Origin of the sequence: Enterobacter sp. 241F3, assembly GCF_034106785.1 — a bacterium.
GTDB classification, from domain to species: domain Bacteria; phylum Pseudomonadota; class Gammaproteobacteria; order Enterobacterales; family Enterobacteriaceae; genus Enterobacter; species Enterobacter vonholyi.
Genome location: NZ_JAWNDD010000003.1, coordinates 21,107 through 46,288, shown reverse-complemented (window position 1 = coordinate 46,288; position 25,182 = coordinate 21,107). Strand labels below are relative to the sequence as shown.

The window sequence follows — 25,182 nt, the reverse complement described above, 5'->3', positions numbered from 1 at the left end:
TAAGCGCAGCGCCTCCGGGCAATAAACCGCTGCTCTCATCATTTTTCCTCTGTCTTATTTTCGACTGGCGGAAAGACCAGTAATACTCAGGGCAGCCTGGCAATCACCTTAAATTCAAACTGGAACCCGTACAGCCACGTCACGCCGACCCCGGTCAGCGTAGGGTAAGGCGCTTCCCCCCAATATTCTGGCAGGATACTCCAGATTGCGTCGAGGTTTGACTCGGGATCGACGACAAAGAGGGTCACGTCAACCACGTCATCGAACGTGCAGCCCGCAGCCGCGAGGACAGCAATAAGATTATCGAAGGCCAGCCTGACCTGCGCTTTCAGATCGGGCTCAGGCGAACCATCCTCGCGGCTACCCACCTGCCCCGAAACAAACAGGAAACCGTTGGATTTGATGGCCGGTGAATACCGATTGCGCTCATAGAGCGCCTGGCGTCCGAGGGGAAAAACAGCTTCGCGTGTTGTCATGTTTGTACCTTTGAAATAGGGCGAAATCAGCCCGTTGAACATAAAGACACTTTACAGGTGCAGGTTCGGGCGGATAAACAAGCGACTTTGTCCATCATTGTTTGTAATATCCAAACAATCGGTGAAAAGAGAGGACAAGGGATGGATCGTTTCGACGCGATGCGCGCCTTTGCTCGCGTGGTGGAGGCAGGTAGCTTCACAAAGGCTGCCCAAACGCTTCATATGAGCAAAACTACAGTGACGCAGCTCATTCAGCAGCTCGAAGCGCGCCTGCGCGTCAAATTGCTCCATCGCACCACCCGCAGGCTCGGCGTTACTCCTGATGGCGCGGTCTACTACGAGCGCGTCATCCGCCTGCTGGCGGACATGGAAGATGCTGAAAACAGCCTGTCCAGTGCGACGATGACGCCCAGGGGACGCCTGCGGGTAGATGTGCCGACTCCTCTCGCCCGCCTGGTGCTGGTGCCCGCGCTACCGGCTTTTCACGCGCGCTACCCTGAAATTCAGTTCGACATGGGCGTGAGTGACCGGGTGGTGGATCTGATCGGCGACAACGTGGATTGTGTCGTGCGGGGCGGCGAAATCAACGACCAGTCCCTGATCGCACGCCATGTCGGCGATTTGCAAATCGGTGTTTACGTCGCACCGAGCTATGTGGAACGCCTCGGCGCCCCTGCGCACCCGCGAGAGCTGGAAAATACCGACCATCGCATAGTGGGATTCTTATCCTCACGCACCGGTAAGATTGATCCTCTGGTACTGAACGATGAGAGTGAACATATTGAAATCACGGGCAACTATGTACTTGCCGTGGATGATGGCAATGCTTACCTCGAAGCTGGGCTAGCGGGATTGGGCGTGATTGCGCTGCCGGTCTATATGGCGGCAGCACATCAGGCTCGCGGTGCCTTGATTCCGCTATTTGAACGCTGGCGTATTGCTCCAATGCCCCTGTACCTGGCATTTCCGCCTAACCGCCATGTCAACGCCAGACTGCGCGTTTTTATTGATTGGATCGTTGAGTTGATGCAGCAGCATGTCCCCACTACTTACAACAAGTGACGACATCCCTGCCCCCTGATTCGGCCAGCGCAGCGCCACCGGGCAAACCCGCACCTAAATCTGATAATCAATCGCCACTTCTTCCGGCTCCATGACCTGACGTTTAATCTCATCCACCGACAGCCCGGCATTGCACAGCTCGATAAAGCGCCACACATAGTTGCGCTGCAGCTGTCCGCGCTTCAGGCCAAGCCATACGGTGTTGGCGTCAAACAGGTGACGCGTGTCAAGACGCACCAGGTTACCGTCTTCGCGTTCTCCGCTGGACTGTTCCGCCACCAGCCCAATGCCCAGCCCCAGCTCGACGTAGGTTTTGATCACGTCAGAATCCTGCGCGCTCAGCACGATGTCCGGCGTTAATCCTTTACGGTTGAAGGCTTCATCAATACGCGAGCGTCCGGTGATCCCCTGGCGGTAGGTAATGAGCGGCCATTTCGCAACGTCTTCCAGCGTCAGGGGAGAGACCTGATTGAGCGGATGATCGACCGGGAGTAATAAGCTGTGGTACCAGCGGAACCAGGGGAACGCCACCAGCAGCGGGTCGTTGCTCAGGCGTTCGCTGGCGATACCGATATCCGCCCCACCGTTTTGCAGCAGCACTTCAATTTCCTGCGGCGTGCCCTGAATAAGCTCCAGACGGACGTCAGGGAAAAGTTCGCGGAACGCTTTGATCACCGGCGGCAGGCTGTAGCGCGCCTGGGTGTGGGTGGTGGCGATGGTGAGCACGCCCGAAGCGTCATTGGTGAAGAGATCCGCCAGACGACGCACGTTGCTGGCCTCGTTGAGGATCCGCTCTGCGATGGTGAGCAAAGCCTTACCCGGCTCCGTCATGCCGAGCAGTCGCTTGCCGCGACGGATAAAGATCTCTATGCCCAGTTCCTCTTCGAGCTCGCGGATATGGCGGCTGACGCCGGACTGAGAGGTATAAAGCATATTGGCGACCTCGGTCAGGTTGTAGTCCCGCCTGGCCGCCTCACGGATGATTTTAAGTTGCTGGAAATTCACGATTCACTCCGGCGCATCTGACATAGCTCTATTGTTAGAGTCTGTCGCGCTGCAGAACAAATAATAAAAACCAGCATCTTATGCTTTTATGGAATATCAGCTCACGAGCTGGAGTTCACGGTTCTCAAGCGACGGCTTGCTTACCAGCGACATCAAAATTTCTTTTACCGCCTGCGCCTGCGGCGACAGCGAACCGCGAGCAGACATGTTCAGCGACAGCGGCAGGCTCATGGAAGGCGTGGTGATCCGCGCCATCCAGCCGTTTGCCGCGCTGCACAGCGAGCGGGCTGCGGATTCCGGCAGCACGGTCACCCCCATCCCGCTGGCAATGGCCGCGGTGAGCGTGGAGATTGAGTCAATTTCACCGATGATTTTGGCCGTCAGGCGGCGCAGGGAGAACGCTTCGTCCACGCGCACGCGCACGGCGCTGTAGTCGCGCGGCAGATAGAGGTTCATCTCTGCCACGGCGGTAAGGTCTACGCTCTGACCCGGACAGTCGCGGGTGCCCACGAGGTAGAGATCTTCTTTCAGCAGCGGCTGGCTGGTGATCCCGGCGACCGGGGAGCGATCGTAAAGAACCGCCATATCTAACTGGCCGTTGAGCAGTTTTTCATTCAGTACGGAACCGCTGTTTTCGTGCAGATAGACCAGAACTTCAGGCAGCTCGGCGCGGACAGCCTGCAGCAGCGGCATGGTAATAGAGGACGCGGCCGTTCCCGGCGCCAGGCCGATAGAAACGTGCCCGCTCAGCGTCTGGCCTACGTTGTTCACCGCCAGCTGCGCCTGTTCACACTGGCGAAGAATGGTGCGTGCGTGGGTATAGAGGATTTTGCCTGCTTCCGTTGGCGTAACGCCGCGTTTGGTACGAATCAGTAGCTGCTGATCCATCTCGCCTTCCAGAGTAGCCACCTGCTGGCTCAGCGCAGGCTGCGCGATATGCAGCACTTCTGCCGCTTGAGTCAGGCTGCCGATATCGACGATTTTTACGAAGTATTTCAGTCGTCTTAAGTTCATTTTGCCCCCTGTTCGAAATGCTGTGCCGGAACCGGCTGTCGTTGTTGAACAGGTTTTGCAATATGAATGCCACTTTTACCAGGCGGTCTGAATTGGGCGCTAAGCGCCTGAAAATAAGGAAACCTAATCATGGAGGGGGGTTTTATTACCGAAACAGCAGTTTATGATCTGCCCCATTAGGGGTATACCCGCACCATGACGGTGCATTCCGCTGCCAAAAACATCACTTTGCCGATTTTGTCAGCAAACGATCAAAAGGCGTAGATCCACCCTTTGACAAGGCGAACGCAGGTCGATAATATGCGCCCCGTTCACACGATTCCTCTGTAGTTCAGTCGGTAGAACGGCGGACTGTTAATCCGTATGTCACTGGTTCGAGTCCAGTCAGAGGAGCCAAATTTGAAAAGCCTGCTTTTGAAGCAGGCTTTTTGCTTTCCTGCGTCGGGTAAAATTGTCGGGTGGCGGCTTCGCCTTACCCGCCCTACGGGACTCGTGTGTCCCCGCACTATGCCTTTACATGCCAAGCTTCACCGGCATCCCGGACCGCCGTTCCAGTTCGGCTCCTGCCCCCTCGTTTATCAGCTGCGTTCGCTGCGCGGCTGAAATGGGCAGCGGCACTTTACTGGTCGATTCAAACTCCGCGCGGTTGCGTGATAATGGCTCGTGAACTTCCACCCAGCGGCTGCCGTCCGGCTCGGTGGTGACTTTAACCGGCCTGTCGATAAGCTGCACGCGGGTTCCTGCGGGAACGTTATCGAAAAGGTATTTGATGTCGTTATTGCGCAGACGGATACAGCCCTGGCTCACCCGTAGCCCGATGCCGAAATTCGAGTTTGTGCCGTGAATGGCATACAGCCTGCCAATATAAATCGCATACAAGCCCATCGGGTTATCCGGCCCGGCGGGTACGAATGCCGGAAGCGTTTTCCCTTCTGCCGCATAGGCACGGCGCGTGTTCGGCGTCGGAGACCAGGTTGGCCCCTCCTGCTTACGCTCAACGGCCGTCACCCAGTTACGCGGAGTTTCGCGTCCGGCCTGACCGATGCCGATGGGCAGAACTTCAACGGTATTGCCGCCAGGCGGATAATAGTAGAGACGCATTTCCGCAGCATTCACGATAATGCCCTCGCGGACGGTGTCGGGCAAAATCAGCTGCTGAGGGATCGTCAGCCGGGTGCCGGATTTAGGCAAAAAAGGATCTACGCCCGGGTTCGCTTCCAGCAGATTGCTTAGCCCCTGCCCGTACTGCGCGGCAAAGGCTTCCAGAGGCAGCGTGTTACCTTCAGGAACGGTGATGATAATCGGGGTTCCCACCAGACGACTTCCTTCCGGCGGTAGGGTATAGGTTACGGCAAACGCGCCGGGTATAGCGGCACACAGCGCAAGGACGAACCAGGTAAGTCGCATCATAATATCCTGTGCTCAAAAAAGAGAAAGCCCGGGCTCAGGCAGGCTTTCTCAGTTTACGCTATTACGCTTCGGTTTTGCGCCACCTGCGCGTCAGCACTTTCTCCGCCTCGACAATAAGGAACATCACAAAACCAATCAGCAAGGTGATGACCCAGTAGCGGAACGGCAGCGCTTCGGTGCCAAACAGCATCTGCATGAACGGTGCGTAGATGATAAGAAGCTGTAGCGCCAGCAGTACGCCGCTCACGATCCAAATCCCTTTATTCGCCAGCAGGCCTTTGCTCAGCGAGAAGCCATCATTAACGCGGCAGTTAAGCATGTAGAACCACTGCGCGGTCACCAGGGTTTGCAGCAGCACGGTACGGATAAATTCCGCCGAATAGCCGCGCGGCTGTAGCCACGCTTCCAGCACGAAGGCGCTAATAGCAATCATCAGACCGACAAACACCACGCGCCAGATGGCATAGCCATCCATCACATGCAGATTCGCCTTACGCGGTGGGCGGTTCATGATGTCCTTTTCACCCGCTTCAAACGCCAGGCCAAACGACAGCGTTGCCGACGTCGCCATGTTCATCCACAGGATAAGGACCGGGGTGAGCGGGATCAGGTTCCCCGCCAGCAGCGCGATGATGATCAGCAGGGCCTGCGCGATGTTGCTCGGGATAACGAACAGAATGGTTTTTTTCAGGTTATCGTAAACCCGACGTCCCTCGTGCACCGCACTGGCAATGGTGGCAAAGTTGTCATCCGTTAACACCATGTCGGCGGCTTCCTTGGTGACTTCCGTCCCCTTAATCCCCATGGCGATACCCACATCCGCCCGCTTGAGCGCCGGGGCATCATTTACGCCATCCCCGGTCATGCCCACCACTTCCTGTTTACTTTGCAGGGCCTGCACGAGGCGGAATTTATCCTCCGGGCTGGTTCGGGCGAAAATATCGTACTGTTGCGCGGCGTCGCTCAGCTGACGATCGTCCATTGCCTCCAGCTCGCGTCCGGTGATAGCGCTTGCGGCGTTACCAATCCCCAACATTTGCCCAATGCTCATGGCCGTTTGCGGGTGGTCGCCGGTGATCATTTTCACGCGGATCCCGGCCTGCAGACAGTCGGCAATCGCGGTTATGGCCTCCGGACGCGGCGGATCCATCATTCCTGCAATACCCAGCAGGATCACGCCATCATGGAGGTCCGGGTGATCCAGCTCGCGCTGTCCCTCGCGGGCAGGTTTCCAGGCCGCAGCCACCATACGCAACCCTTCCCGGGCATACTCTTCAATCTTTCCTTCCCAGTAAGGCTGATCGAAAGGCTGCAGTCCGTCATTCGTCTGCTGGTACTGGCAGAGGCGGAACAGGACGTCCGGCGCGCCGGTGATTAAAATCGCCTCTTCTTCGCCCAGCCGGTACAGGGTGGACATGTATTTATACTGCGAATCAAACGGGATTTTGCTGCGCATTTCGGTATCAAGCGGTGGAAGCGAAATTTTCGCCGCCAGCACCTTCAGCGCGCCCTCGGTCGGACCGCCGGTGATTTTCCACAGCCCCTGCTCGTCTTTGATCAGCTGGCTGTCATTGCAGAGGTCGATTGTACGCAGGTAGCGTTCCAGCAGGGAACCCTGCGTCACGCTGACGGGCGTCGGGTCATCTACGGGGTGAATATTCCCCACCGGTTCGTAGCTGTCGCCCTCCACGCGATAGGTCGTGTCAGCGGTAATCACCGCTTTGACCGTCATTTCATTCATCGTCAGGGTGCCGGTTTTATCCGAGCAGATGACCGTCATCGCACCCAGCGTTTCCACCGTAGGCAGCTTGCGAATGATGGCCTTGCGTCGCGCCATGGCCTGTACACCAAGCGAAAGGATGATGGAAATGATGGCCGGCAGGCCTTCCGGCACGGCGGCAACGGCGAGGCTGATAAGCGACAGCACCAGTTCAGAAACCGGCATATCCCGGAACAGGAGGCTAAAGACAAACAGCGCCACCATCATGACCAGGATAGTAATAAAGATGGTTTTACCGAGCTTATCCATCTGCACCATCAGCGGCGTGCGGTGCTTTTCAATGTCGGACATCATCTGATTGATGTGGCCAAGCTCGGTCTCGCCCCCGGTTGCCACCACCACGCCTTTACCGCCGCCGGAGCTAACGGTGGTGCCTGAGTAGAGCAGATTATACCGGTCACCTAACGGCCGTTCCCCGCTTAACGCATCGCTGTTTTTCTCAACAACGGTGGATTCGCCGGTCAGGATGGCCTCCTCCACGCGAAGGTTATGCGCTTCAATGACGCGCAGGTCCGCAGGGATACGATCCCCGGCACGGATCACCACGATATCTCCCGGGACCAGCGCCGTGGTGGGGATCGTTTCATGATTCCCCTGTCGTACCACCACGGCTTCGCTGGAGAGCATATTGCGAATACTCTGCAACGATTTTTCAGCATTGCTCTCCTGGATATGGCCAATCAGGGCGTTAATGATGGCAACCCCAAGGATCACAAACATGTCTACCCAGTGGCCCATTAAGAGCTTAAGCAACGCGGCCACCAGCAGAACGTAAATCAATACATCGTTAAAATGCGCAAGGAAGCGCAGCCAGGCGGGTTTGCCCTTTTTTTGCGGCAACGCATTCTCACCATGCTGCTGAAGTCGGGCTGATGCCTCAGTGCCGCTAAGTCCTTCCAGAGTGGAGTGGATATTCGACAGGGTTTCGTCAACGGTTTGTTGATAATACGGACGTTCAGGTTTTCCTGTTTTCATCGTTCCTTCCTCAGGTTCTATTCAGAAATCACCTTGCTTTCATGTAATTAACGAATAACGAAAACAGGAACATGGGCGTAACGGACAATACTTGCCGCCTCCGAACCTAACAAATGGGTTTGAATATTGGGATTTCGAGAGCCGACAATAATCGCGCCAGCAGCAAGTTCATCCGCCAGCTTAATAACCTCATCACGAACATTTCCGCTACGAACATGGAGATGGACACGATCTTCCGGCAGATTCAATTTTTTGACCAGGTCAGACAGTTTTTCTTTCGAATTATTAATCATATATTCATCCATCTTGCGCGCATCTGAAATAAAACCGCGCGTCAGTTCGGCTGAAAATTTGGGCATGACGTGCAGCAAATGAATGTCACCCGATGCGCTTTGCGCCAGAAAATGTGCATGCTGCAACGCTTTATCCGCCAGGCTTGTCTCGTAGACATCCACCGGAACGAGAATGTTTTTATACATATCGAGCATCCTTTTTATAACCAACACGAGAGTGAATGAAGCAAAAAAACGCATTAAATGCAGGGGGTTGCCCTTAATGCCAGTTACGGTAAAAAGAGATGGATGATATTAAACGTAGCACAGGAATATCAGGTTTAGCGCTTGCCCACTGATAATGGTTATTTAACATTTATCTTTTCGCAGACTATGCTCATAGTCAGCCACCGCTTCCGGCTCATGGAGGAATTTATGTATGGTTTAAGCCTGATCCGCCTGGGTATGTTTATCGCGCTTGCTATTATCGCCAGCACGGCGATTGGTTTATTTACCTATATGGTCGTCACTGTTCTGGCTGAATAGTGTCACCCCTGTCCAGGTTATGGAATAAATAAAACAGTTATTTATTAGGGGAATACAGTGAACCGCTACCTCTCTCTTTTACCGTTCGTTTTGTTAACGCTCACGGCGTGCGACCCGAAACCCAAGCAAGCGTCCCCCCTGCCCAGGATGGTAAAAGTGGCGGAGGTGACGGTTCCCGGTCACGCCCAGCAGCGCGTTTTCCCCGCTCGCATTGAATCGGGCGATGCTACAGACCTTTCCTTCAAGCGCGCAGGCCAAATTGAAGTGCTCGATGTACGTCAGGGCGCAGCCGTTAAACAGGGACAACAGCTTGCCAGACTGAACGCCCGTGAAGCCCAGCAGCGGGTTAACGACAGACAAACGGCGGCGACGCTGGCCCAGAGGCAATTCGATCGCTTCCAGACGCTGGCGGGCCGCCAGGCGATTTCGAAAGCAGAAATGGACGTGCAGCGCGCGAACCGCGATTCGGCGAATGCGGCGCTACAAATTGCCCGAGAAGAGTTGAATCAGATGACGCTCGTCGCCCCCTTTAGCGGGGCGGTGGCCAGCGTACATGTCCGAAACCATCAGGTGGTGTCAGCCGGTCAGCCCATCGCGACGTTAACCCGCACCGACCTGCTGGACGTTGTGTTTAGTATTCCTGAGAACCTGTTTAAGACCTTTGATATCCGCAACGCGCAGTATCGCCCCGTGGTAAGAATTAACGCCATTCCGGATCGGGAATTTACCGCCGTCTACAAAGAGCACTCGGGCAGCAGCGACAGCAATACCCTGACCTGGCAGGTGATACTGACCATGCCGCGACCAGATGATTTTCCCGCCGTCGGTGGCGTAAGCGGTACGGTGACCATCAATTTAACCAACCTCCCTGCTGGCGCAGGCGCTCAGGCGCTGGTCGTACCGGTTGAGGCCGTATTTAACCCGGACAACAGCCCGCGCAATGAGCCGCACGTCTGGGTCGTGGCAGGAGAAGGCGACGCGCTCCATCTTGAAGACCGCAAGGTCAGCGTAGGTCAAGTGAGTAGCGAAGGCGTGACGATCGTCAGCGGACTTAAAGCGGGCGAACGCGTGGTTGCCGCAGGCGTTGGGGAACTCCATGCTAACCAGCCGGTGCGTATCTGGACGCGTGAACGGGGACTGTAATGGATATTTCTCGTCAATTTATAAATAACCCCGTACGCGTCTGGCTAACGATTCTGCTGCTGGGCATCGGGGGTATTTTCGCCCTGTTAAATATCGGCAGGCTGGAAGACCCCGCCTTTACCATCAAAACCGCAGTGGTGGTCACCCACTACCCCGGCGCATCCGCTCAGCAGGTTGAAGAAGAGGTGACGCTTCCGCTGGAGAATGCCCTTCAGCAGCTGCCTTATCTGGACAACGTGAGCTCCATCTCTTCAAACGGTCTGTCGCAAATCACCGTTAACATTGCGTCACGCTATCACTCGAACGAACTGCCGCAGATTTGGGATGAACTGCGCCGCCGCGTGGGCGATGCCTCGCGTCAGTTCCCGCCCGGCGTCGTCACGCCCTTTGTAAATGACGATTTCGGCGACGTATTCGGCTTCTTCTTCGCCATTTCCGGGGATGAATTCAGTAATCCTGAACTGGTGAGATATGCGGAACAGCTGCGCCGCGAGTTAATTCTGGTTCCCGGGGTTGCGAAGGTCGCCATCGGCGGGGCCATTAGCCAGCAGGTCAACATCGATATCTCTCTGACCAAAATGGCCGCGCGCGGCATTACGCTGAACCAGCTTTCCGCTCTGCTCAGCAGACTTAACGTCGTTTCCAGCGCCGGAGAAATCACCTCCGGCAGCGAATCCATTCGTCTGCACCCGACCGGTGAATTCGAGAATCTTGATGAACTGGCGGATCTTATCATCACGCCTTCCGGCACCGGGGCGGCGACGCGTCTGCGGGACATCGCCACGCTGTCGCGCGGGCTAAACGAATCGCCGGCCAGTATCTACCATGCCAACGGCAAAAAAGCCGTCACCATGGGCGTCTCGTTTATTCCCGGCGTGAATGTGATCGATGTGGGCCACGCGCTGGAGGCGAAGCTAAACCAGATGTCGGCGGAAAAACCGGCAGGCATACAGATAGACCTGTTTTACGATCAGGCAGCCGAAGTGGGCCACTCTGTTAACGGTTTTATTATTAACTTCCTGATGGCGCTGGCGATCGTCATCGGCGTGCTGCTGATCTTTATGGGGGTGCGCAGCGGGATAATCATCGCGGTTTCTCTGGCCCTTAACGTGCTGGGCACGCTGCTGATTATGTATCTCTGTGGCATTGAGCTGCAGCGGATCTCGCTCGGGGCGCTGATTATCGCCCTCAGCATGCTGGTGGATAACGCCATCGTGATTGTCGAAGGGGTGTTGATTGCCCGGCAGCAGGGCTCACCGCTGTTAACCGCCGTTAATAATATCATCCGCCGCTCCGCCCTGCCGCTGCTGGGGGCGACTGTGATCGCCATCCTGGCGTTTGCGCCTATCGGGCTGTCGCAGGATTCCACCGGGGAATACTGTAAATCCCTTTTCCAGGTGCTGCTGATTTCCCTGATGCTGAGCTGGTTCTCGGCGCTCACCCTCACCCCGGTGCTGATTAAGTGGTGGTTGTTTAAAAACGACAGCGCGCCGGACAGCGCCGACGAGTCAGATCCTTACGACAAACGTCTCTACCGCCTCTACCAGCGCCTGCTTAACACGCTGCTGCACCATAAGGCACCGACGCTGGTAGTGATGGCCGCCCTGCTGGCCGCGTCTGTCTGGGGTTTTGGCGCGGTGCGGCAAAACTTTTTCCCGTCGTCCAACACGCCGATTTTCTTTGTCGACCTGTGGTTACCCTACGGGACCGATATCAAATGGACCGAGAAAATGACCGGTGATATTGAGAAAACCATCACGGGCCAGCCCGGCGTGGAAACCACCGTCTCTACCATCGGTCAGGGGAGCATGCGCTTTATTCTGACCTACAGCGGACAGCGGCAGTACAGCAACTACGCACAGATCATGGTGCGCATGGATGACCAGCGCAACATCGCCGCTCTGACGCGCTACGTGGATGAGTACATCGCGCGAAACTATCCGCAGGTCAACGCCAGCACCAAACGGGTGATGTTTGGCCCCTCCGGCGACAGCGCCATTGAAGTGCGTATTAAAGGCCCGGATCCTGACAGGCTGCGCCTGATTGCCAGCCAGGTGGACGATATTCTGGCGCGCGACCCGGCCACGGGCAGCGTCCGAAACGACTGGCAAAACCGCAGCAAAGTGATACGTCCGCAGTACGTCGCCGCGCTGGGACGCGAGCTTGGCGTGGATAAGCAGGACGTCGACAACGCGCTGGAAATGAATTTCTCCGGCAGCCGGGCGGGGTTGTATCGGGAAGGCAGCGACCTGCTGCCCGTGGTGGTGAGGCCCCCGGAAAATGAAAGGCTGGATGCCAGCCACCTGAACAACGTGCTGGTGTGGAGCCAGGCGCGGCAGCAGTATATCCCGCTGAGTAACGTCGTCAGCAGCTTCTCGCTGGAGTGGGAAGATCCGCTCATCCTTCGACGCGACCGCTCGCGGGTACTGACGGTTCAGACGGACCCGGACCCGCTTAGCCAGCAAACCTCCGGCGATATTCTCTCCCGCGTCAAGCCGCAAGTGGATGCCCTTACCCTGCCACACGGCTACAGCATCGAGTGGGGAGGCGATGCGGAAAACTCCAGCGAAGCGCAGCAAGGACTATTCACAACGCTGCCCCTCGGGTACCTGGTGATGTTTGTCATTACGGTGCTGATGTTCAGCTCGGTAAAAAATGCCGTCGCAATCTGGCTGACCGTACCGCTTGCGCTGATTGGCGTCACGCCAGGATTTTTAATTACCGGCATTCCCTTTGGCTTTATGGCGCTGATAGGTCTGCTGAGCCTGAGCGGAATGCTAATCCGCAACGGCATCGTGCTGGTGGAAGAGATTGAACAGCAGAAAATGCAAAAGGATCAGCACAGCGCGATCGTTTATGCCGCCACCTCGCGCCTGCGCCCTATCCTGCTCACCGCGTTCACTACCGTACTTGGCCTGGCTCCGCTGCTGCTGGACGTTTTCTTCCAGAGCATGGCCGTTGTGATTATGTTTGGACTGGGGTTTGCTACAATCCTGACGCTGCTGGTACTCCCCGTGATCTACGCGTGTTTCCATCGTAAGGACGAAGCCAAACAACAATGAATGCGACAGGGCTGAACATTATCAAGACGCTGGGCTGTATGACGGCGGTGACCTTCTTTACCATCTACAACACCTGGGATCATTATGATTATGACTATCACTGGATCCTCGGGTTTTTAACCTTTATCTCGACCATCGCCACGCCGCTGTTTTTTGTGGTGTCGGGCTATCTCGACGGACAATCCCGGCACGGCACGCGCTGGCAGCTGGGTAAAATTAAAAGCCTGGTGATAGTTTTTCTGTTCTGGATAACGATCTACTACCTGTGGGAGCCTTATCAGCGCGGGTATTTAATCCAGCCCTGGTTCGTGTTCGCCTTTGTCGTAATTTACACCTTCCACCCGGTGGTGGAGTGGCTTAGCCAGCGGAGATCGCTGCTCAGCGGCACGATTGCTGCCCTGCTGTTCTTTTCCTACGGATACGATCTGTTATCGGCGCTTTATCCTGAAACGCACGTCCTTTCTCTTTCACCGCAGTATCGGCTGTGGACGTGGCTGCTGTTTTATCTGACGGGGCAACTTTTCTGCGACCCTAAAATCGCCGAGTGGATAAGCCGCAAAAATGTAGTCAGGACGGCGGTTATCGCCATCCCGTTTATCTATCTCTTCACCTGGTTTTACGAGCGCCACTTCTTTTTTGCCCTGTTTAAGGCCGACAGAAACGCCTTTATTCTCACCGGCTCGCAGATCTACATCCTGATTATTGCCCTGGTGATTGCGGCGAACGGCGTGCGCTTTCGCCGCAATGCTGAATTCAAGGAGTCCATTCTGGCCGCCATCAGCAAAACGATGACCGGCGTATATATTGTGCACTACTCGGTGTTTCATCTGCTGACGGCGCTGATACCGGTGACCTCTCTCGGAATGAAGCTGGCGCTGATTGTGCTTACGTTCGTCACCTCTGTTCTCTTTTCCATGCTGGTATTGTCTAACGCCGTGGCAAAAAAAGTGATCACCCTTTAAAAGCCTAAGCGCAGCCAGGCAAAAAGCACGTTGCCGTTGTTATAGGTTCCAGGAATATAGGTGAACTGGACGGTAACGCGCTTGTAGCCGGCAGAGAACAACGGGAAAATGAACGGTAGCGGTACATAGTTTGCAAAATCATCTCGCGCCGTGATGCCCGCTGCAGCACCGAGCCCAAGGCGGAAATCTTTGGCATTATCCAGATACCAGCCCTTCTCCCAGCCATAGCCCATCGCGGGCTGCCATTCGTTGTGCGAGTCCTTGAACATCATCGCGAAAAGCGCGCTCCAGTTGCCCTCTTCGTTATAGCGGGAAACGCCCAGGCCACCGCCCCACGGCATTTCGTTGTACTTATCGGTTTTTTCTTTGTCGTACATAAAGCGAGCGTGCCAGCTCAGAAACGGCAGGTACAGATCGTAACGTTGAGGCTGCTCCCAGGTTTGCGAAATATCGTCCGTCAGCGCGTTCCACCAGCCGCTGATACGCTGTTCACCATAGACGTTGGGCTCCGCATGAAGCGGTGCGACGAATAAAAACAGAATCATCCAGAATGCCGAAAAGGTGCGTTGCATCATTATTCCCTCAGCTTAACTCACGCGGCGGTCACTATTACTGTAAACCATTCAGCCTGTAACGGAGCCAGAAGACACAATTATCTCGCTGCAGGCGAAGATGAAATTTATTTATTCAGCACCTTCAGGAAAGATAAAAACGTTTTCTCGGGCGTTTTGTCGCGGTAGTCTCATAGGTTCCGTTTATATGACGGCGCAATGTGAGTGACCTTTTCTTATACCAATAATTAAAAATTAGTACGGACAGGACAACTATGGACTCCACCCTCATCTCCGATCGTCCCAACGCGGAGACCCCTTCGCTCAATCGTGCCCGCCGCGCCGCACTCGGCAGCTTCGCGGGTGCCGTCGTCGACTGGTATGATTTTCTGCTTTACGGCATTACCGCCGCGCTGGTGTTTAACCACGAATTCTTCCCCCAGGTCAGCCCTGCGATGGGCACGCTCGCCGCGTTTGCTACCTTCGGCGTTGGCTTTCTGTTTCGCCCGCTGGGGGGTGTGATCTTCGGCCACTTCGGCGACCGTCTCGGCCGCAAGCGCATGCTGATGCTCACCGTCTGGATGATGGGGATCGCCACCGCGCTGATTGGCATTCTCCCTTCGTTTTCCGCCATTGGCTGGTGGGCACCGGTGCTGCTGGTGACATTACGCGCTATTCAGGGCTTTGCCGTGGGGGGCGAATGGGGCGGCGCGGCGCTGCTATCCGTTGAGAGCGCGCCAAAAAATAAGAAAGCGTTCTACAGCAGCGGCGTGCAGGTTGGGTACGGCGTAGGGCTGTTGCTTTCCACAGGGCTGGTGTCGCTCATCAGCCAGCTCACCACCGACGAGCAGTTCCTGAGCTGGGGCTGGCGCATTCCGTTCATCTTCAGCATCGTGCTGGTCATTGCCGCGCTTTGGATCCGTAACGGAATGGAGGAGTCGGCAGAGTTCGAAAAGCAGCAGGAAAAACCGGCCGCTAACAGAAGACTTCCTGTCATGGAAGCCCTTGTCCGGCACCCTGGCGCTTTTCTGAAAATTATCGCCCTGCGCCTGTGCGAGCTGCTGACGATGTATATCGTCACCGCCTTTGCGCTGAACTACTCGACGCAGAATCTCGGCCTGTCGCGCGAACTGTTCCTGAACATTGGCCTGCTGGTCGGCGGGATCAGCTGCCTGACTATCCCCTGCTTCGCCTGGCTGGCGGACAGGTTTGGTCGCCGTCGCGTTTACATCACCGGCGCGCTGATTGGGACCCTCAGCGCCTGGCCATTCTTTATGGCGCTGGAGGCGCAGTCGATCTTCTGGATTGTCTTCTTTGCCATCATGCTCGCGAACATCGCTCACGATATGGTGGTCTGCGTGCAGCAGCCGATGTTTACCGAACTGTTCGGCGCCAGCTACCGCTACAGCGGCGCGGGCGTGGGTTACCAGGTGGCAAGCGTGGTCGGCGGCGGGTTTACGCCGTTTATTGCCGCTGCTCTGGTGACCTTCTCCGGCGGCAACTGGCACAGCGTGGCGATTTATCTTCTGGCCGGTTGCCTGCTGTCGGCGGCAACGGCGCTGCTGATGAAAGAGACGAGCCACCGCTGATCTCACTTTTGTTTCACAGGCGTGTGACATACTATCGGGTAGAGTCGCACACCTGTGGAACAAGGAGACAGAGATGAATAATAAGGGCTCCAGCCTGACCCCGGCTCAGGCGCTGGAAAAACTCGACGCGCTGTATGAACAGTCCGTCAACGCGCTGCGCAGCGCCATCAGCGAATACATCGAAACAGGGAAACTCCCCGACCAAAAGGCCAGAACCGAGGGCCTTTTTGTTTATCCATCGCTCTCTGTGACCTGGGACGGCAGCGCCAGCAGTAATCCCAAAACCCGCGCCTACGCGCGCTTTACCCACTCCGGCTGCTACAGCACCACCGTCACCCGCCCTGCGCTGTTCCGCCCGTATCTTGAAGAACAGCTTACGCTGTTGTATCAGGATTACGGCGCGCACATTTCCGTTGAGCCCTCGCAGCATGAGATCCCTTATCCGTACGTGATTGACGGTTCGGCGTTAACTCTTGACCGCTCCATGAGCGCGGGGCTGACCCGCCACTTCCCGACCACCGAGCTTTCGCAGATTGGCGATGAAACGGCAGACGGGATTTATCACCCGGCCGAATTTTCTCCTCTGTCGCACTTTGACGCCCGCCGGGTCGATTTCTCCCTGGCGCGCCTGCGCCACTACACCGGTACGCCAGTCGAACATTTCCAGCCGTTCGTGCTCTTTACCAACTACACCCGCTACGTTGATGAGTTTGTCCGATGGGGCTGCAGCCAGATCCTCGACCCTGAAAGCCCGTATATCGCGCTCTCCTGCGCGGGTGGGATCTGGATCACCGCGGAGACCGAAGCGCCCGAGCAGGCTATCTCCGATCTGGCGTGGAAAAAACACCAGATGCCCGCCTGGCACCTTATCACCGCCGACGGTCAGGGCATTACGCTGATCAACATCGGCGTCGGCCCGTCAAACGCCAAAACCATCTGTGACCATCTGGCGGTACTGCGCCCGGACGTGTGGCTGATGATTGGTCACTGCGGCGGCCTGCGTGAAAGCCAGCTGATTGGCGACTACGTGCTGGCCCACGCCTATCTGCGTGATGACCACGTGCTTGATGCCGTGCTGCCGCCGGATATTCCAATCCCGAGCATCGCCGAAGTGCAGCGTGCGCTGTACGACGCCACCAAAGAGGTCAGCGGCATGCCGGGAGAAGAAGTTAAGCAGCGGCTGCGCACCGGTACGGTCGTCACGACGGATGACCGCAACTGGGAGCTGCGTTACTCCGCATCGGCGCTGCGCTTCAACCTGAGCCGCGCGGTGGCGATCGATATGGAGAGCGCCACCATCGCCGCGCAGGGATATCGCTTCCGCGTTCCGTACGGCACGCTGCTGTGCGTTTCCGATAAGCCGCTGCACGGCGAAATTAAGCTGCCCGGCCAGGCCAACCGTTTCTATGAAGGGGCTATCTCAGAGCATCTGCAAATCGGCATTCGCGCCATCGACCTGCTTCGGGCGGAAGGTGACAGACTGCATTCGCGCAAGCTGCGCACCTTCAACGAGCCGCCGTTCCGCTAATAACGATAAGGAAAAACAATGTCCAGCACATCACCGCTCTCTGCCCTGCGCCACTGGCTTGAGGCCAGCCATCTCGACGGGATGATCGTCCCGCGCGCGGATGCATGGCAGAGCGAATACTGCGCGCCGTACGACGAAAAGCTGGCCTGGCTGACGGGCTTTGACGGCTCTGCCGGCGTCGCGCTGGTACTGAAGGATAAAGCGCTGCTGTTCGTTGACGGGCGCTATCAGGTCCAGGCCCGCGTTCAGGTGAATCTGGACGAGATTGAAATTCACCACCTGCACAACGAGCCGCTGGCAGACTGGCTGACGGCAAACGTCGAGGCGGGCACTCGCATCGGTTTTGACCCAATGCTGATGACGAATACCGAGTTTACGCAGCTGTCTGCCACACAGTGCGCGCTCGTGCCGCTGAACGCGTCACCGTTTGACGCCTTATGGACCGATCGCCCTGCCGCACCGGCGGGGCTTATCCGTGAAATGCCGGTTGCGATAAGCGGTGAAAGCAGCGAAGACAAACGTCAGCGCGTTGCCGCCGTGCTGGCTGCAAACCATGCCGATTATCTCGCCGTTACCCTGCCGGATAATATCGCCTGGCTGTTAAACGTTCGTGGCGCGGATATCCCATACAGCCCGGTACCGCTCTCCTTTGCCCTTCTTGGACGTGACGGTCACGTTGAGTGGTTTGTTAACGACAACAAGCTCGGCGCCCTGCCTGAATACGTCCGCAGTGCGTTCACCATTGCGCCACAGAAGGCCTTTGTCGAACGCTGCCAGCAGATTGCTGAAGGCAAACGGGTGATGGTGGATGCCGATTCCGCGCCGGTTGCCCTGCGCTTCGCCATTGAACCACGCGGAGAAATTGTCTGGCGGACGGACCCTATCACCCTGATGAAAGCCACCAAAAACCCGGTAGAACTGGCAGGCTATCGCGAGTGTCATTACCAGGACGGTGCCGCGTGGGTCAACTTCCTCGCCTGGCTGAGCCGCGAAGTGCCGCTTCGCGAGGCGGCAGGAAATCCGCTAACAGAGCTGGAAGTCCAGGCGCAGCAGCTGGCGTTCCGCAAACAGCAGCCGGGGTTTATCGAGCAGAGTTTTGCGACCATCTCCGCGTCTTCGAGCAATGCGGCGATGTGCCACTATCATTCGAGCGAGGCCAGCAATAAGCCTATCGGCCATGACCATTTTTACCTGAACGATTCCGGCGGTCAGTACGCTAATGGCACCACTGACGCCACGCGCACGCTGGCATGGGGTAAAGTCGCCCCGGAGCAGCGCCTGCACTACACCGCCGTGCTGAGAGGCTTCCTGTCGCTGATTACCCTGCAGTTCCCTTCCGGGACTCAGGGACATCAGCTGGATGCGTTTGCGCGTCGCCCGCTGTGGGAGATGGGGCTGGATTACGATCACGGTACGGGGCACGGCGTGGGGCACCAGCTGCTGATCCATGAGAACCCGCATCGCATCGCCAAAAAGGTCAACCCGTGGCCGCTGGTGGCGGGAAATATCATGACTATCGAGCCGGGCTACTATCTGGGCGATAGCCACGGTATTCGTATTGAAAACCAGGTGGAGATTGTGGAGAGCCGCCCGGGATTCTGCAAATTTGCCTCGCTGACGCTTATCCCGATCGACTTAAGTCAGGTTGAGCTGCATCTGTTGAGCGAGCAGGAAAAACAGTGGCTGGATGCGTATCACCAGCAGGTCCGTGAGGCGCTGTCACCGCTGGTGAACAGCGATGCGCGTCCGTGGCTGGTAGAGGCGACGGCGCCGGTTCGCGTCAAACAGTAGTTCGGTTTGTTGCCCGGTGGCGCTGCGCTTGCCGGGCCTACAGTCTCGTAGGTCGGGTAAGGCGAAGCCGCCACCCGACAATTTTACCCGGCGCAGAAAAGCAAAAAGCCTGCTACAAAAGCAGGCTTTTTAAATTTGGCTCCTCTGACTGGACTCGAACCAGTGACATACGGATTAACAGTCCGCCGTTCTACCGACTGAACTACAGAGGAATCGCGTGAACGGGGCGCATATTATCGATGCTCCCCCGGGATGTCAAAGGCAGAATGCATATTTCCGATCGTTTGCCGAATTATTCTCCACTTCGCGCAATTGTCAGGCATTTTTCCGCGGATATTTCCACAGCCAGCGCCCGCTGACCATCCGCCAGTAGAACAGCGCCCCACGTACGGCCCAGTCGAGGAACATCCCCAGCCAGACGCCGACCACTCCCCATCCGAGCATTACCCCGAGCGTATACCCCGCCACAACGCGACATCCCCACATGCCGAGCATCGAAACCCACATCGCAAAGCGGGCGTCGCGCGCCCCCTTCAGCCCGGCGGGCAATACCCATGAGGCCGCCCAGATGGGCATAAAGGCCGCGTTGAGCCAGATGAGGATCTTAACGACCTCTTTAACGTCGTCTTCGTGGGTATAAAACGAGGCCATCAGCCCGGCAAAGGGCGCAGTTCCCCAGGCGATCAGCGTCAGTCCAATGGTCGACAGCCAGAAAACATGCCGCAGCTGCCGCTCCGCCTGGCCTATCTGCCCTTTCCCGAGCCGTTTACCGGTGATGATGGTCGATGCCGACCCCAGCGCGTTACCCGGCAGGTTAATCAGCGAGGCGATAGAAAAAGCGATAAAGTTACCGGCTATCACGTCGGTGCCCATCCCGGCGACAAACATCTGCGTCAGCAATTTCCCGCCGTTAAACAGCACAGATTCAATGCTTGCGGGAATGCCGATCCCCATCACTTCCCAGATAATGGCGAAATTAAAGGGGCGGAAATAGCTTTTCAGCGTGAGGCGCAGCGAGGGGGTGATCCCCGCCATCAGTACCCCGATGATGGCTGCCGCACCGATATAGCGTGAAATGGTTAAACCCAGTCCGGCACCGACGAACCCCAGCCCGTCCCACGAGAACACGCCGTAGATCAGCACGCTGCTGATAATGATATTGAGGATATTCATCCCGCCGTTGATCAGTAGCGGAATTTTGGTGTTGCCCGCCCCGCGCAGCGCGCCGCTGCCAATAAGGGCAATGGCCGCTGCCGGATAGCTTATGACGGTCATCTCCAGGTAGGTCAGCGCCAGGTCTTTAACCTCGTTCGTGGCCTCCCCGGCGACAAAGTCGATAATCTCTTTACCAAAATAGTGGATCACCGCCGCCAGGACGATCGAAAAAATGGTCATGATCATCAGCGACTGGCGGGCCGCCTCGCGTGCACGTTTGGGATCCAGCTTGCCGAGGCTAAAGGCCACCACCACCGTCGTCCCGAGGTCTATGGCGGCAAAGAACGAGATCACCACCATGTTAAAGCTGTCCGCCAGCCCAACCCCAGCCATCGCCTCTTTACCCAGCCAGCTCACCAGAAAGGTGCTCAGAACCCCCATCAGCAGAACACAGGTATTTTCCAGGAAGATAGGCACAGCAAGAGGGGTGATTTCACGCCAGAACAGGACACGATAGCTTTTACGTTTTGCATACCATGGCGTGCGCGTTATCGCCTGGCGTAAGGAGGCAGTGACGTTCAAAATGGACCTTAGCGAGAAAAGTTGAAACTCCATTTCAAATGATGGGGGACAAATGCTAATCCTGCAAAGTATTTTCCAGAAAAAGATGTGTGGATTTACAACAAACTGACGACAGAATCAGCAATCGGTCGATTTTCCCTAAGATCAGGTTTGACAAAACTTTTTTCGCCGCTAAGATAAGCCTCCACAACGATTCCTCTGTAGTTCAGTCGGTAGAACGGCGGACTGTTAATCCGTATGTCACTGGTTCGAGTCCAGTCAGAGGAGCCAAATTTAAAAAGCCTGCTTTTAAAGCAGGCTTTTTGCTTTGCGGATGAGGGAAAATGAACGCTCTGTTTGTCTACGGCACGCTGCGCCCGGGCCATTCTAATGCGCATATTCTTGAGAACATCGGCGGCGAATGGCTGGCCGGTTCCGTATCCGGCACGTTTTACGAACGCGGCTGGGGTGCTGCGGCGGACTTCCCGGGGATCGTGCTCCGCCCTGATGGTCCCCGCGTCGAAGGCTATCTGTTTATCTCTGATAACCTTGCCGCACACTGGCAAATGCTGGATGAATTTGAAGACGGCTATGACCGGGTTGAGGTCGCAGTGACCACCTCTGAAGGCAAGCAGGTTCAGGCCTGGATTTACCAGCTACAGCCGCGTTCTGAGCCATAAAAAAGGCTCTCTGTCACCAGAGAGCCTTTTTCACAATCCGCTGCGATTACTCGCTTTTTGCTTCTCCGTTTTTGATTTCGCCCATCACTTTCAGCTTCTTGGAGATGTCGCGACGCTCTTTGGACAGCTCTGCGTTTTTGATGATGTAGTCATCAACGCGGTCTTCATAGTCGCTCTTCATGCTGGCGATGATGCCCTGGATAGCTTCAACGCTCATGCCTGGCTTGATGTAGTCGCTCAGGTTGTCGAGCAGCAGAACACGTTTCTGGTTGTCACGGATCTTCTTCTCAACGTCCTGGATTTCACGCTGCAGTTTGTTTTTGCGGCGGAACAGGCGGACGAATTCCAGAACATCCTGGAACGAAGGCTTGGTAGTTTCCATTTTTACACCCCTAATAATGTGAGAGTCGGATTCGTTAAGGCAACCGTTGTAACAATAACCTTACTGACAGCGGCTGCGAATGACAATGAGTATATCGTTTAAAGCTATCATAACCCCAATTGCTGCTGAATCGAAGCAGCAGCCGTCACATACGCCTTTTATTTGCGCAGCGCCCGGCAAATAAGGTGCGATAACAGCTCAAGCTGCCGCGCCAGTTCCATGCTCAGCCAGACGTAGCCATGAATAGGCGTTTCCGCCACGTTATCGCTCTGGCGTTCATTGATTAACTGCTTCAGCTCCGCGACGATCTCATTCAGTCGCTCGCTGTTGGCCAGTATCGGCTGCGGGTTGCCTTCATAGAGCGCATGAGCGATGGTCAACAACGTTTGCTGCGTCATCTGCTGAGTCTCTTTGAGGGTCTGCGCATTAAGCATCAACAGATGGCTGGGACGCGAAGCCCAGTGGGCGTTGATTTGCAGTTCAAGCATGCAGACCAGGTTGCGGCTTACCGTCTGGATAGCTTCGAAAATCGATTTTTGAATGCGGGTTTCTTTGCTGGCGGGCGTGATCAGGCCGCGCATTTTAACCACGTCGTTAAGGATGGTTTGCAGGTGCTTTTCCAGCCGCGGGCGCTCGACCAGATTAGGGGAAAAACCGGCCTGATAAACGCGGTTAAAGGCGGTAACGTAGTTAGCCATCTGAATACGCCAGTGCAGAAAAGCGCGCTGCGGCCAGATACCGGTAAAAAGCATGGCCAGCAGTGACCCCAGGATGACATCCCCGCTTCGCCACAGCGCCGTGGTCATATCCCCGGCGGGCGCCCCGACAACCACCGCGAGAGTAATACCAATCAGCAGCGCCTGATAGGGCTTTTTGCCCAACGCCAGCCAGCCGCAGAGAAACATAGCGGCACCGCACCATGCCAGCATCACCGGAAATGAGATGAGCTCCAGCTTCAGCGCAATAAGACCCAGGGCAGAGCCTAAAACCGTCCCGCCAATTCTTTCAAAGGCGCGCGGGACCACGTTCCCCCAAAACGAGATGGGCCCCATCACCACCACCAGCGTGATCAGCGGCCACGTCCCTTCCGGAACGTCCAGCAAACGGACCAGTACAAACGTCAATACGAAAGCCAGCGCGATGCGACACCCGTGCACAACGCGGTAATGTTTATACAACCGAATTTCAAAAGGAGTTAATGATTTGTCGGGACGCACACCCGCTCTCCAGCTACACGGCAAACCACAATTGTACTGTGTTTTCAGCCGGGCGGATCGATCCCGGCTGAAAAACCCTTCATTTAGCAGGCTTAAACCGTTTTATGCTCGACGGCGATATACATTTCGATATCCCAGTAACCGTCCGCATTGCCGTCATTGAGATAGCGTTCGAAGCAGGGCTTTAGCGCCATCTGGTATTTATTGTCCTGCAGCAGGGAATTGAAGAACTGATACCAGGGCGTGGCGAAGTCGTAGTTTTCCACGCGAGCCGTCGCCACGGCATAGTCCCCGGCCGCGATTTCCGTCATCATGACGCCTTCGCTGTTTTCCGGAATAACGAAATCGTCCGGTACGGTAACGGCCGTATCACAGCGCAGTTTTTCTGCCGGGACTTCATCCGGGTTATCGTAATAGACCGCAACCCACTCCAGCGGCTCAATGTGACGCCCGTCAACCCACATGACCAGCTGTTCAAAGCCCTGCTTTACCGTGTGTTCCCACGGGCCGACCAAATGAAAACCGGCAATCTTACGTTTCTGTTGCTGCTTAATGCTGTAGTCCATGCTGCCTCCATTTATTACTGTATATTTATACACTATAAAACTGGATTATCATTATCAGCAAACGAGGAGTGTTTATTATGTGAGCAGACTCGCAACCCTGCCAGTCTGCTCAGCAGGACTTATAGCGTGTGATGCAGGTAATCGCTCAGTCGAGAGAACAGGCCGCCTTTATCAACGGCTTCCAGCGTTACCAGCGGCCAGTGGGCTACCACTTTGTCGCGGTCATAGAGCTGGATTTCTCCGACCCGCTGATGCGCGGCAATCGGCGCTTCCAGCTCTTTTTTATCCAGCACGTATTTGGCTTTGATGTTCGGCACTTCCGCTTTCGGCAAGGCCAGCCAGAAGTCCTGGTCGGTTCCCAGTTTCACCTGTTCCTTGTCGCCGTACCAGATGCGCTCCGTCCCCACTTTTTTTCCGCTATGCAGGATCTGCACCGTATCGAAATTCTGCTGTCCCCAGTGCAGCAGTTTTCGGGCCTGGTCCTCACGCCCTTTCGGGCTGTCCGCCCCCATCACCACAGCGATTAAACGGCGCTGGCCGTCTACGGCAGACGCAATCAGGTTAAAGCCAGCCCCCGAGGTATGCCCCGTTTTAAGGCCGTCCACGTTCATGGTTTTATCCCACAGCAGGCCGTTACGGTTTTGCTGGGTGATCCCGTTCCAGGTCAGGCTCTTTTCGCTGTACATATGGTAAAACTCAGGCTCGCCGTGGATGATGGCCCGGGAGAGTACGGCCAGGTCATAGGCGGAGCTGTGCTGGCCCGGCGCGTCCAGCCCGTGGACGGTTTCAAAATGCGTATCGCGCAGGTTCAGCTTCTGCACGTAGTCGTTCATCATTTTCACGAACTGCGGCTGCCCGCCCGCCACGTGATCGGCCAGCGCCACGCAGGCGTCGTTGCCGGAATCGACTATCAGGCCGCGGCTCAGATCGCGCACGGAGACGCGATCGCCCTCTTTCAGGAACATCAGCGACGAGCCGTCAAAAACCGGGTTACCTTTTGCCCACGCGTCACGCCCTACGGTGACAATGTCGTCCGGCGTAATGCGGTGGCTATCAATGGCCCGATCAACCACATAGCCCGTCATCAGCTTGGTCAGGCTCGCCGGATTACGTTGTTGATGTTCGTTGCCCGCCGTTAAAATCTGACCAGTCGTGTAGTCCATCAGCACCCAGGAGCCAGCCTGAATGGCCGGAGGCTGCGGCGAAAAATCCAGTGGTTCGGCCGCAAAAGCAGATGAGACACTCGAAGCGAGTAAAGAAACAGCAATAAACAGACGGCGTTTCAACGGTATATCCTCAGGTCAGTAAAAATCGATGACCTTTTTACGGGAGTTCTGATGTCGTTACCTGGCTTAATTGCAATAAAATGTGACAGAGCGCAGATTTTTCTCTGAAGCTGGCGCGCAAATTTGCCACGCGGCGGTGCTTTTTATTCGGTCTGACCCGCGCGATCGT

General features: G+C 56.2%; 20 protein-coding genes and 3 tRNA genes. 10 read left to right on the top strand and 13 right to left on the bottom strand.

Annotated elements, in window-relative coordinates; genetic code table 11:
- Positions 1-86: 86 nt before the first annotated feature.
- On the bottom strand, positions 87-476 hold the full coding sequence (locus UR504_RS10640; protein ID WP_302235178.1) for a RidA family protein: 390 nt from the start codon (positions 474-476) through the stop codon (positions 87-89).
- Positions 477-617: 141 nt separating this feature from the next.
- Here UR504_RS10640 and UR504_RS10635 point away from each other — a divergent pair, with 141 nt between their 5' ends.
- On the top strand, positions 618-1,538 hold the full coding sequence (locus UR504_RS10635; RefSeq protein ID WP_127731566.1) for a LysR family transcriptional regulator: 921 nt from the start codon (positions 618-620) through the stop codon (positions 1,536-1,538).
- A 54-nt stretch (positions 1,539-1,592) separates the two neighbouring features.
- Here the strand turns inward: UR504_RS10635 and cbl are convergent, their stop codons facing one another.
- The gene (gene cbl, locus UR504_RS10630) at positions 1,593-2,543 is read right to left on the bottom strand and encodes an HTH-type transcriptional regulator Cbl (RefSeq protein WP_111966052.1); all 951 of its coding nucleotides are present in this window, start codon (positions 2,541-2,543) and stop codon (positions 1,593-1,595) included.
- Between the two features lie 96 nt (positions 2,544-2,639).
- The gene (nac, locus tag UR504_RS10625; protein ID WP_111966053.1) at positions 2,640-3,557 is read right to left on the bottom strand and encodes a nitrogen assimilation transcriptional regulator NAC; all 918 of its coding nucleotides are present in this window, start codon (positions 3,555-3,557) and stop codon (positions 2,640-2,642) included.
- Between the two features lie 320 nt (positions 3,558-3,877).
- Here nac and UR504_RS10620 point away from each other — a divergent pair.
- Positions 3,878-3,953: transfer RNA gene (locus tag UR504_RS10620), tRNA-Asn, on the top strand.
- A gap of 117 nt (positions 3,954-4,070) precedes the next feature.
- Here the strand turns inward: UR504_RS10620 and ldtA are convergent.
- From ldtA to UR504_RS10605, 3 genes are all read right to left on the bottom strand, one after another.
- Entirely contained in the window at positions 4,071-4,967 is an 897-nt protein-coding gene (ldtA, locus tag UR504_RS10615; RefSeq protein WP_302235174.1) for a L,D-transpeptidase, read from the bottom strand.
- A 61-nt stretch (positions 4,968-5,028) separates the two neighbouring features.
- Positions 5,029-7,722, bottom strand: coding sequence for a cation-transporting P-type ATPase (locus tag UR504_RS10610; protein WP_302235173.1), 2,694 nt, complete (start codon positions 7,720-7,722; stop codon positions 5,029-5,031).
- Positions 7,723-7,769: 47 nt separating this feature from the next.
- Positions 7,770-8,201, bottom strand: a complete 432-nt coding sequence (locus tag UR504_RS10605; RefSeq protein WP_127731568.1) for a universal stress protein — start codon at positions 8,199-8,201, stop codon at positions 7,770-7,772.
- A gap of 396 nt (positions 8,202-8,597) precedes the next feature.
- Here UR504_RS10605 and UR504_RS10600 point away from each other — a divergent pair, with 396 nt between their 5' ends.
- The 3 genes from UR504_RS10600 to UR504_RS10590 are packed head-to-tail and all read left to right on the top strand — an operon-like array spanning position 8,598 to position 13,707.
- Positions 8,598-9,683, top strand: a complete 1,086-nt coding sequence (locus UR504_RS10600; protein WP_302235172.1) for an efflux RND transporter periplasmic adaptor subunit — start codon at positions 8,598-8,600, stop codon at positions 9,681-9,683.
- Positions 9,683-12,745, top strand: a complete 3,063-nt coding sequence (locus tag UR504_RS10595) for an efflux RND transporter permease subunit (protein ID WP_320739683.1) — start codon at positions 9,683-9,685, stop codon at positions 12,743-12,745. The genes UR504_RS10600 and UR504_RS10595 overlap by 1 nt, the downstream gene beginning before the upstream one ends.
- Positions 12,742-13,707, top strand: coding sequence for an acyltransferase (locus tag UR504_RS10590; RefSeq protein WP_271369717.1), 966 nt, complete (start codon positions 12,742-12,744; stop codon positions 13,705-13,707). The genes UR504_RS10595 and UR504_RS10590 overlap by 4 nt, the downstream gene beginning before the upstream one ends.
- On the opposite strand, the gene pagP is transcribed toward UR504_RS10590, so the two are convergent.
- A complete protein-coding gene (pagP, locus tag UR504_RS10585; RefSeq protein WP_045403108.1) occupies positions 13,704-14,279 on the bottom strand; it encodes a lipid IV(A) palmitoyltransferase PagP in 576 nt (191 codons plus the stop codon). The genes UR504_RS10590 and pagP overlap by 4 nt on opposite strands.
- A gap of 254 nt (positions 14,280-14,533) precedes the next feature.
- Between pagP and shiA the strand changes: the two genes are divergently transcribed.
- From shiA to UR504_RS10570, 3 genes are all read left to right on the top strand, one after another.
- Positions 14,534-15,847, top strand: a complete 1,314-nt coding sequence (shiA, locus tag UR504_RS10580; protein ID WP_320739680.1) for a shikimate transporter — start codon at positions 14,534-14,536, stop codon at positions 15,845-15,847.
- Positions 15,848-15,920: 73 nt separating this feature from the next.
- Complete coding sequence (locus UR504_RS10575) at positions 15,921-17,375, top strand: AMP nucleosidase (RefSeq protein ID WP_111966061.1); 1,455 nt, start codon at positions 15,921-15,923, stop codon at positions 17,373-17,375.
- Positions 17,376-17,393: 18 nt separating this feature from the next.
- Positions 17,394-19,166, top strand: a complete 1,773-nt coding sequence (locus UR504_RS10570; RefSeq protein WP_302235165.1) for an aminopeptidase P family protein — start codon at positions 17,394-17,396, stop codon at positions 19,164-19,166.
- 136 nt (positions 19,167-19,302) lie between these two features.
- Here the strand turns inward: UR504_RS10570 and UR504_RS10565 are convergent.
- Both UR504_RS10565 and emmdR read right to left on the bottom strand, forming a co-directional pair.
- Positions 19,303-19,378, bottom strand: a tRNA-Asn gene (locus tag UR504_RS10565).
- Between the two features lie 103 nt (positions 19,379-19,481).
- The gene (gene emmdR / locus UR504_RS10560) at positions 19,482-20,936 is read right to left on the bottom strand and encodes a multidrug efflux MATE transporter EmmdR (RefSeq protein ID WP_127731578.1); all 1,455 of its coding nucleotides are present in this window, start codon (positions 20,934-20,936) and stop codon (positions 19,482-19,484) included.
- Positions 20,937-21,097: 161 nt separating this feature from the next.
- Between emmdR and UR504_RS10555 the strand changes: the two genes are divergently transcribed.
- Positions 21,098-21,173 (top strand) — tRNA-Asn (locus UR504_RS10555).
- A gap of 53 nt (positions 21,174-21,226) precedes the next feature.
- On the top strand, positions 21,227-21,562 hold the full coding sequence (locus UR504_RS10550) for a gamma-glutamylcyclotransferase family protein (protein ID WP_302235162.1): 336 nt from the start codon (positions 21,227-21,229) through the stop codon (positions 21,560-21,562).
- A gap of 46 nt (positions 21,563-21,608) precedes the next feature.
- Here the strand turns inward: UR504_RS10550 and UR504_RS10545 are convergent, their stop codons facing one another.
- From UR504_RS10545 to dacD, 4 genes are all read right to left on the bottom strand, one after another.
- Entirely contained in the window at positions 21,609-21,944 is a 336-nt protein-coding gene (locus UR504_RS10545) for a DUF496 family protein (RefSeq protein WP_008499467.1), read from the bottom strand.
- A gap of 158 nt (positions 21,945-22,102) precedes the next feature.
- Positions 22,103-23,161, bottom strand: coding sequence for an FUSC family protein (locus tag UR504_RS10540; protein ID WP_133294755.1), 1,059 nt, complete (start codon positions 23,159-23,161; stop codon positions 22,103-22,105).
- Between the two features lie 92 nt (positions 23,162-23,253).
- Positions 23,254-23,727, bottom strand: coding sequence for a DNA gyrase inhibitor SbmC (gene sbmC, locus UR504_RS10535; protein WP_149367481.1), 474 nt, complete (start codon positions 23,725-23,727; stop codon positions 23,254-23,256).
- Between the two features lie 119 nt (positions 23,728-23,846).
- A complete protein-coding gene (gene dacD / locus UR504_RS10530; protein WP_032646438.1) occupies positions 23,847-25,013 on the bottom strand; it encodes a serine-type D-Ala-D-Ala carboxypeptidase DacD in 1,167 nt (388 codons plus the stop codon).
- Positions 25,014-25,182: the final 169 nt, after the last annotated feature.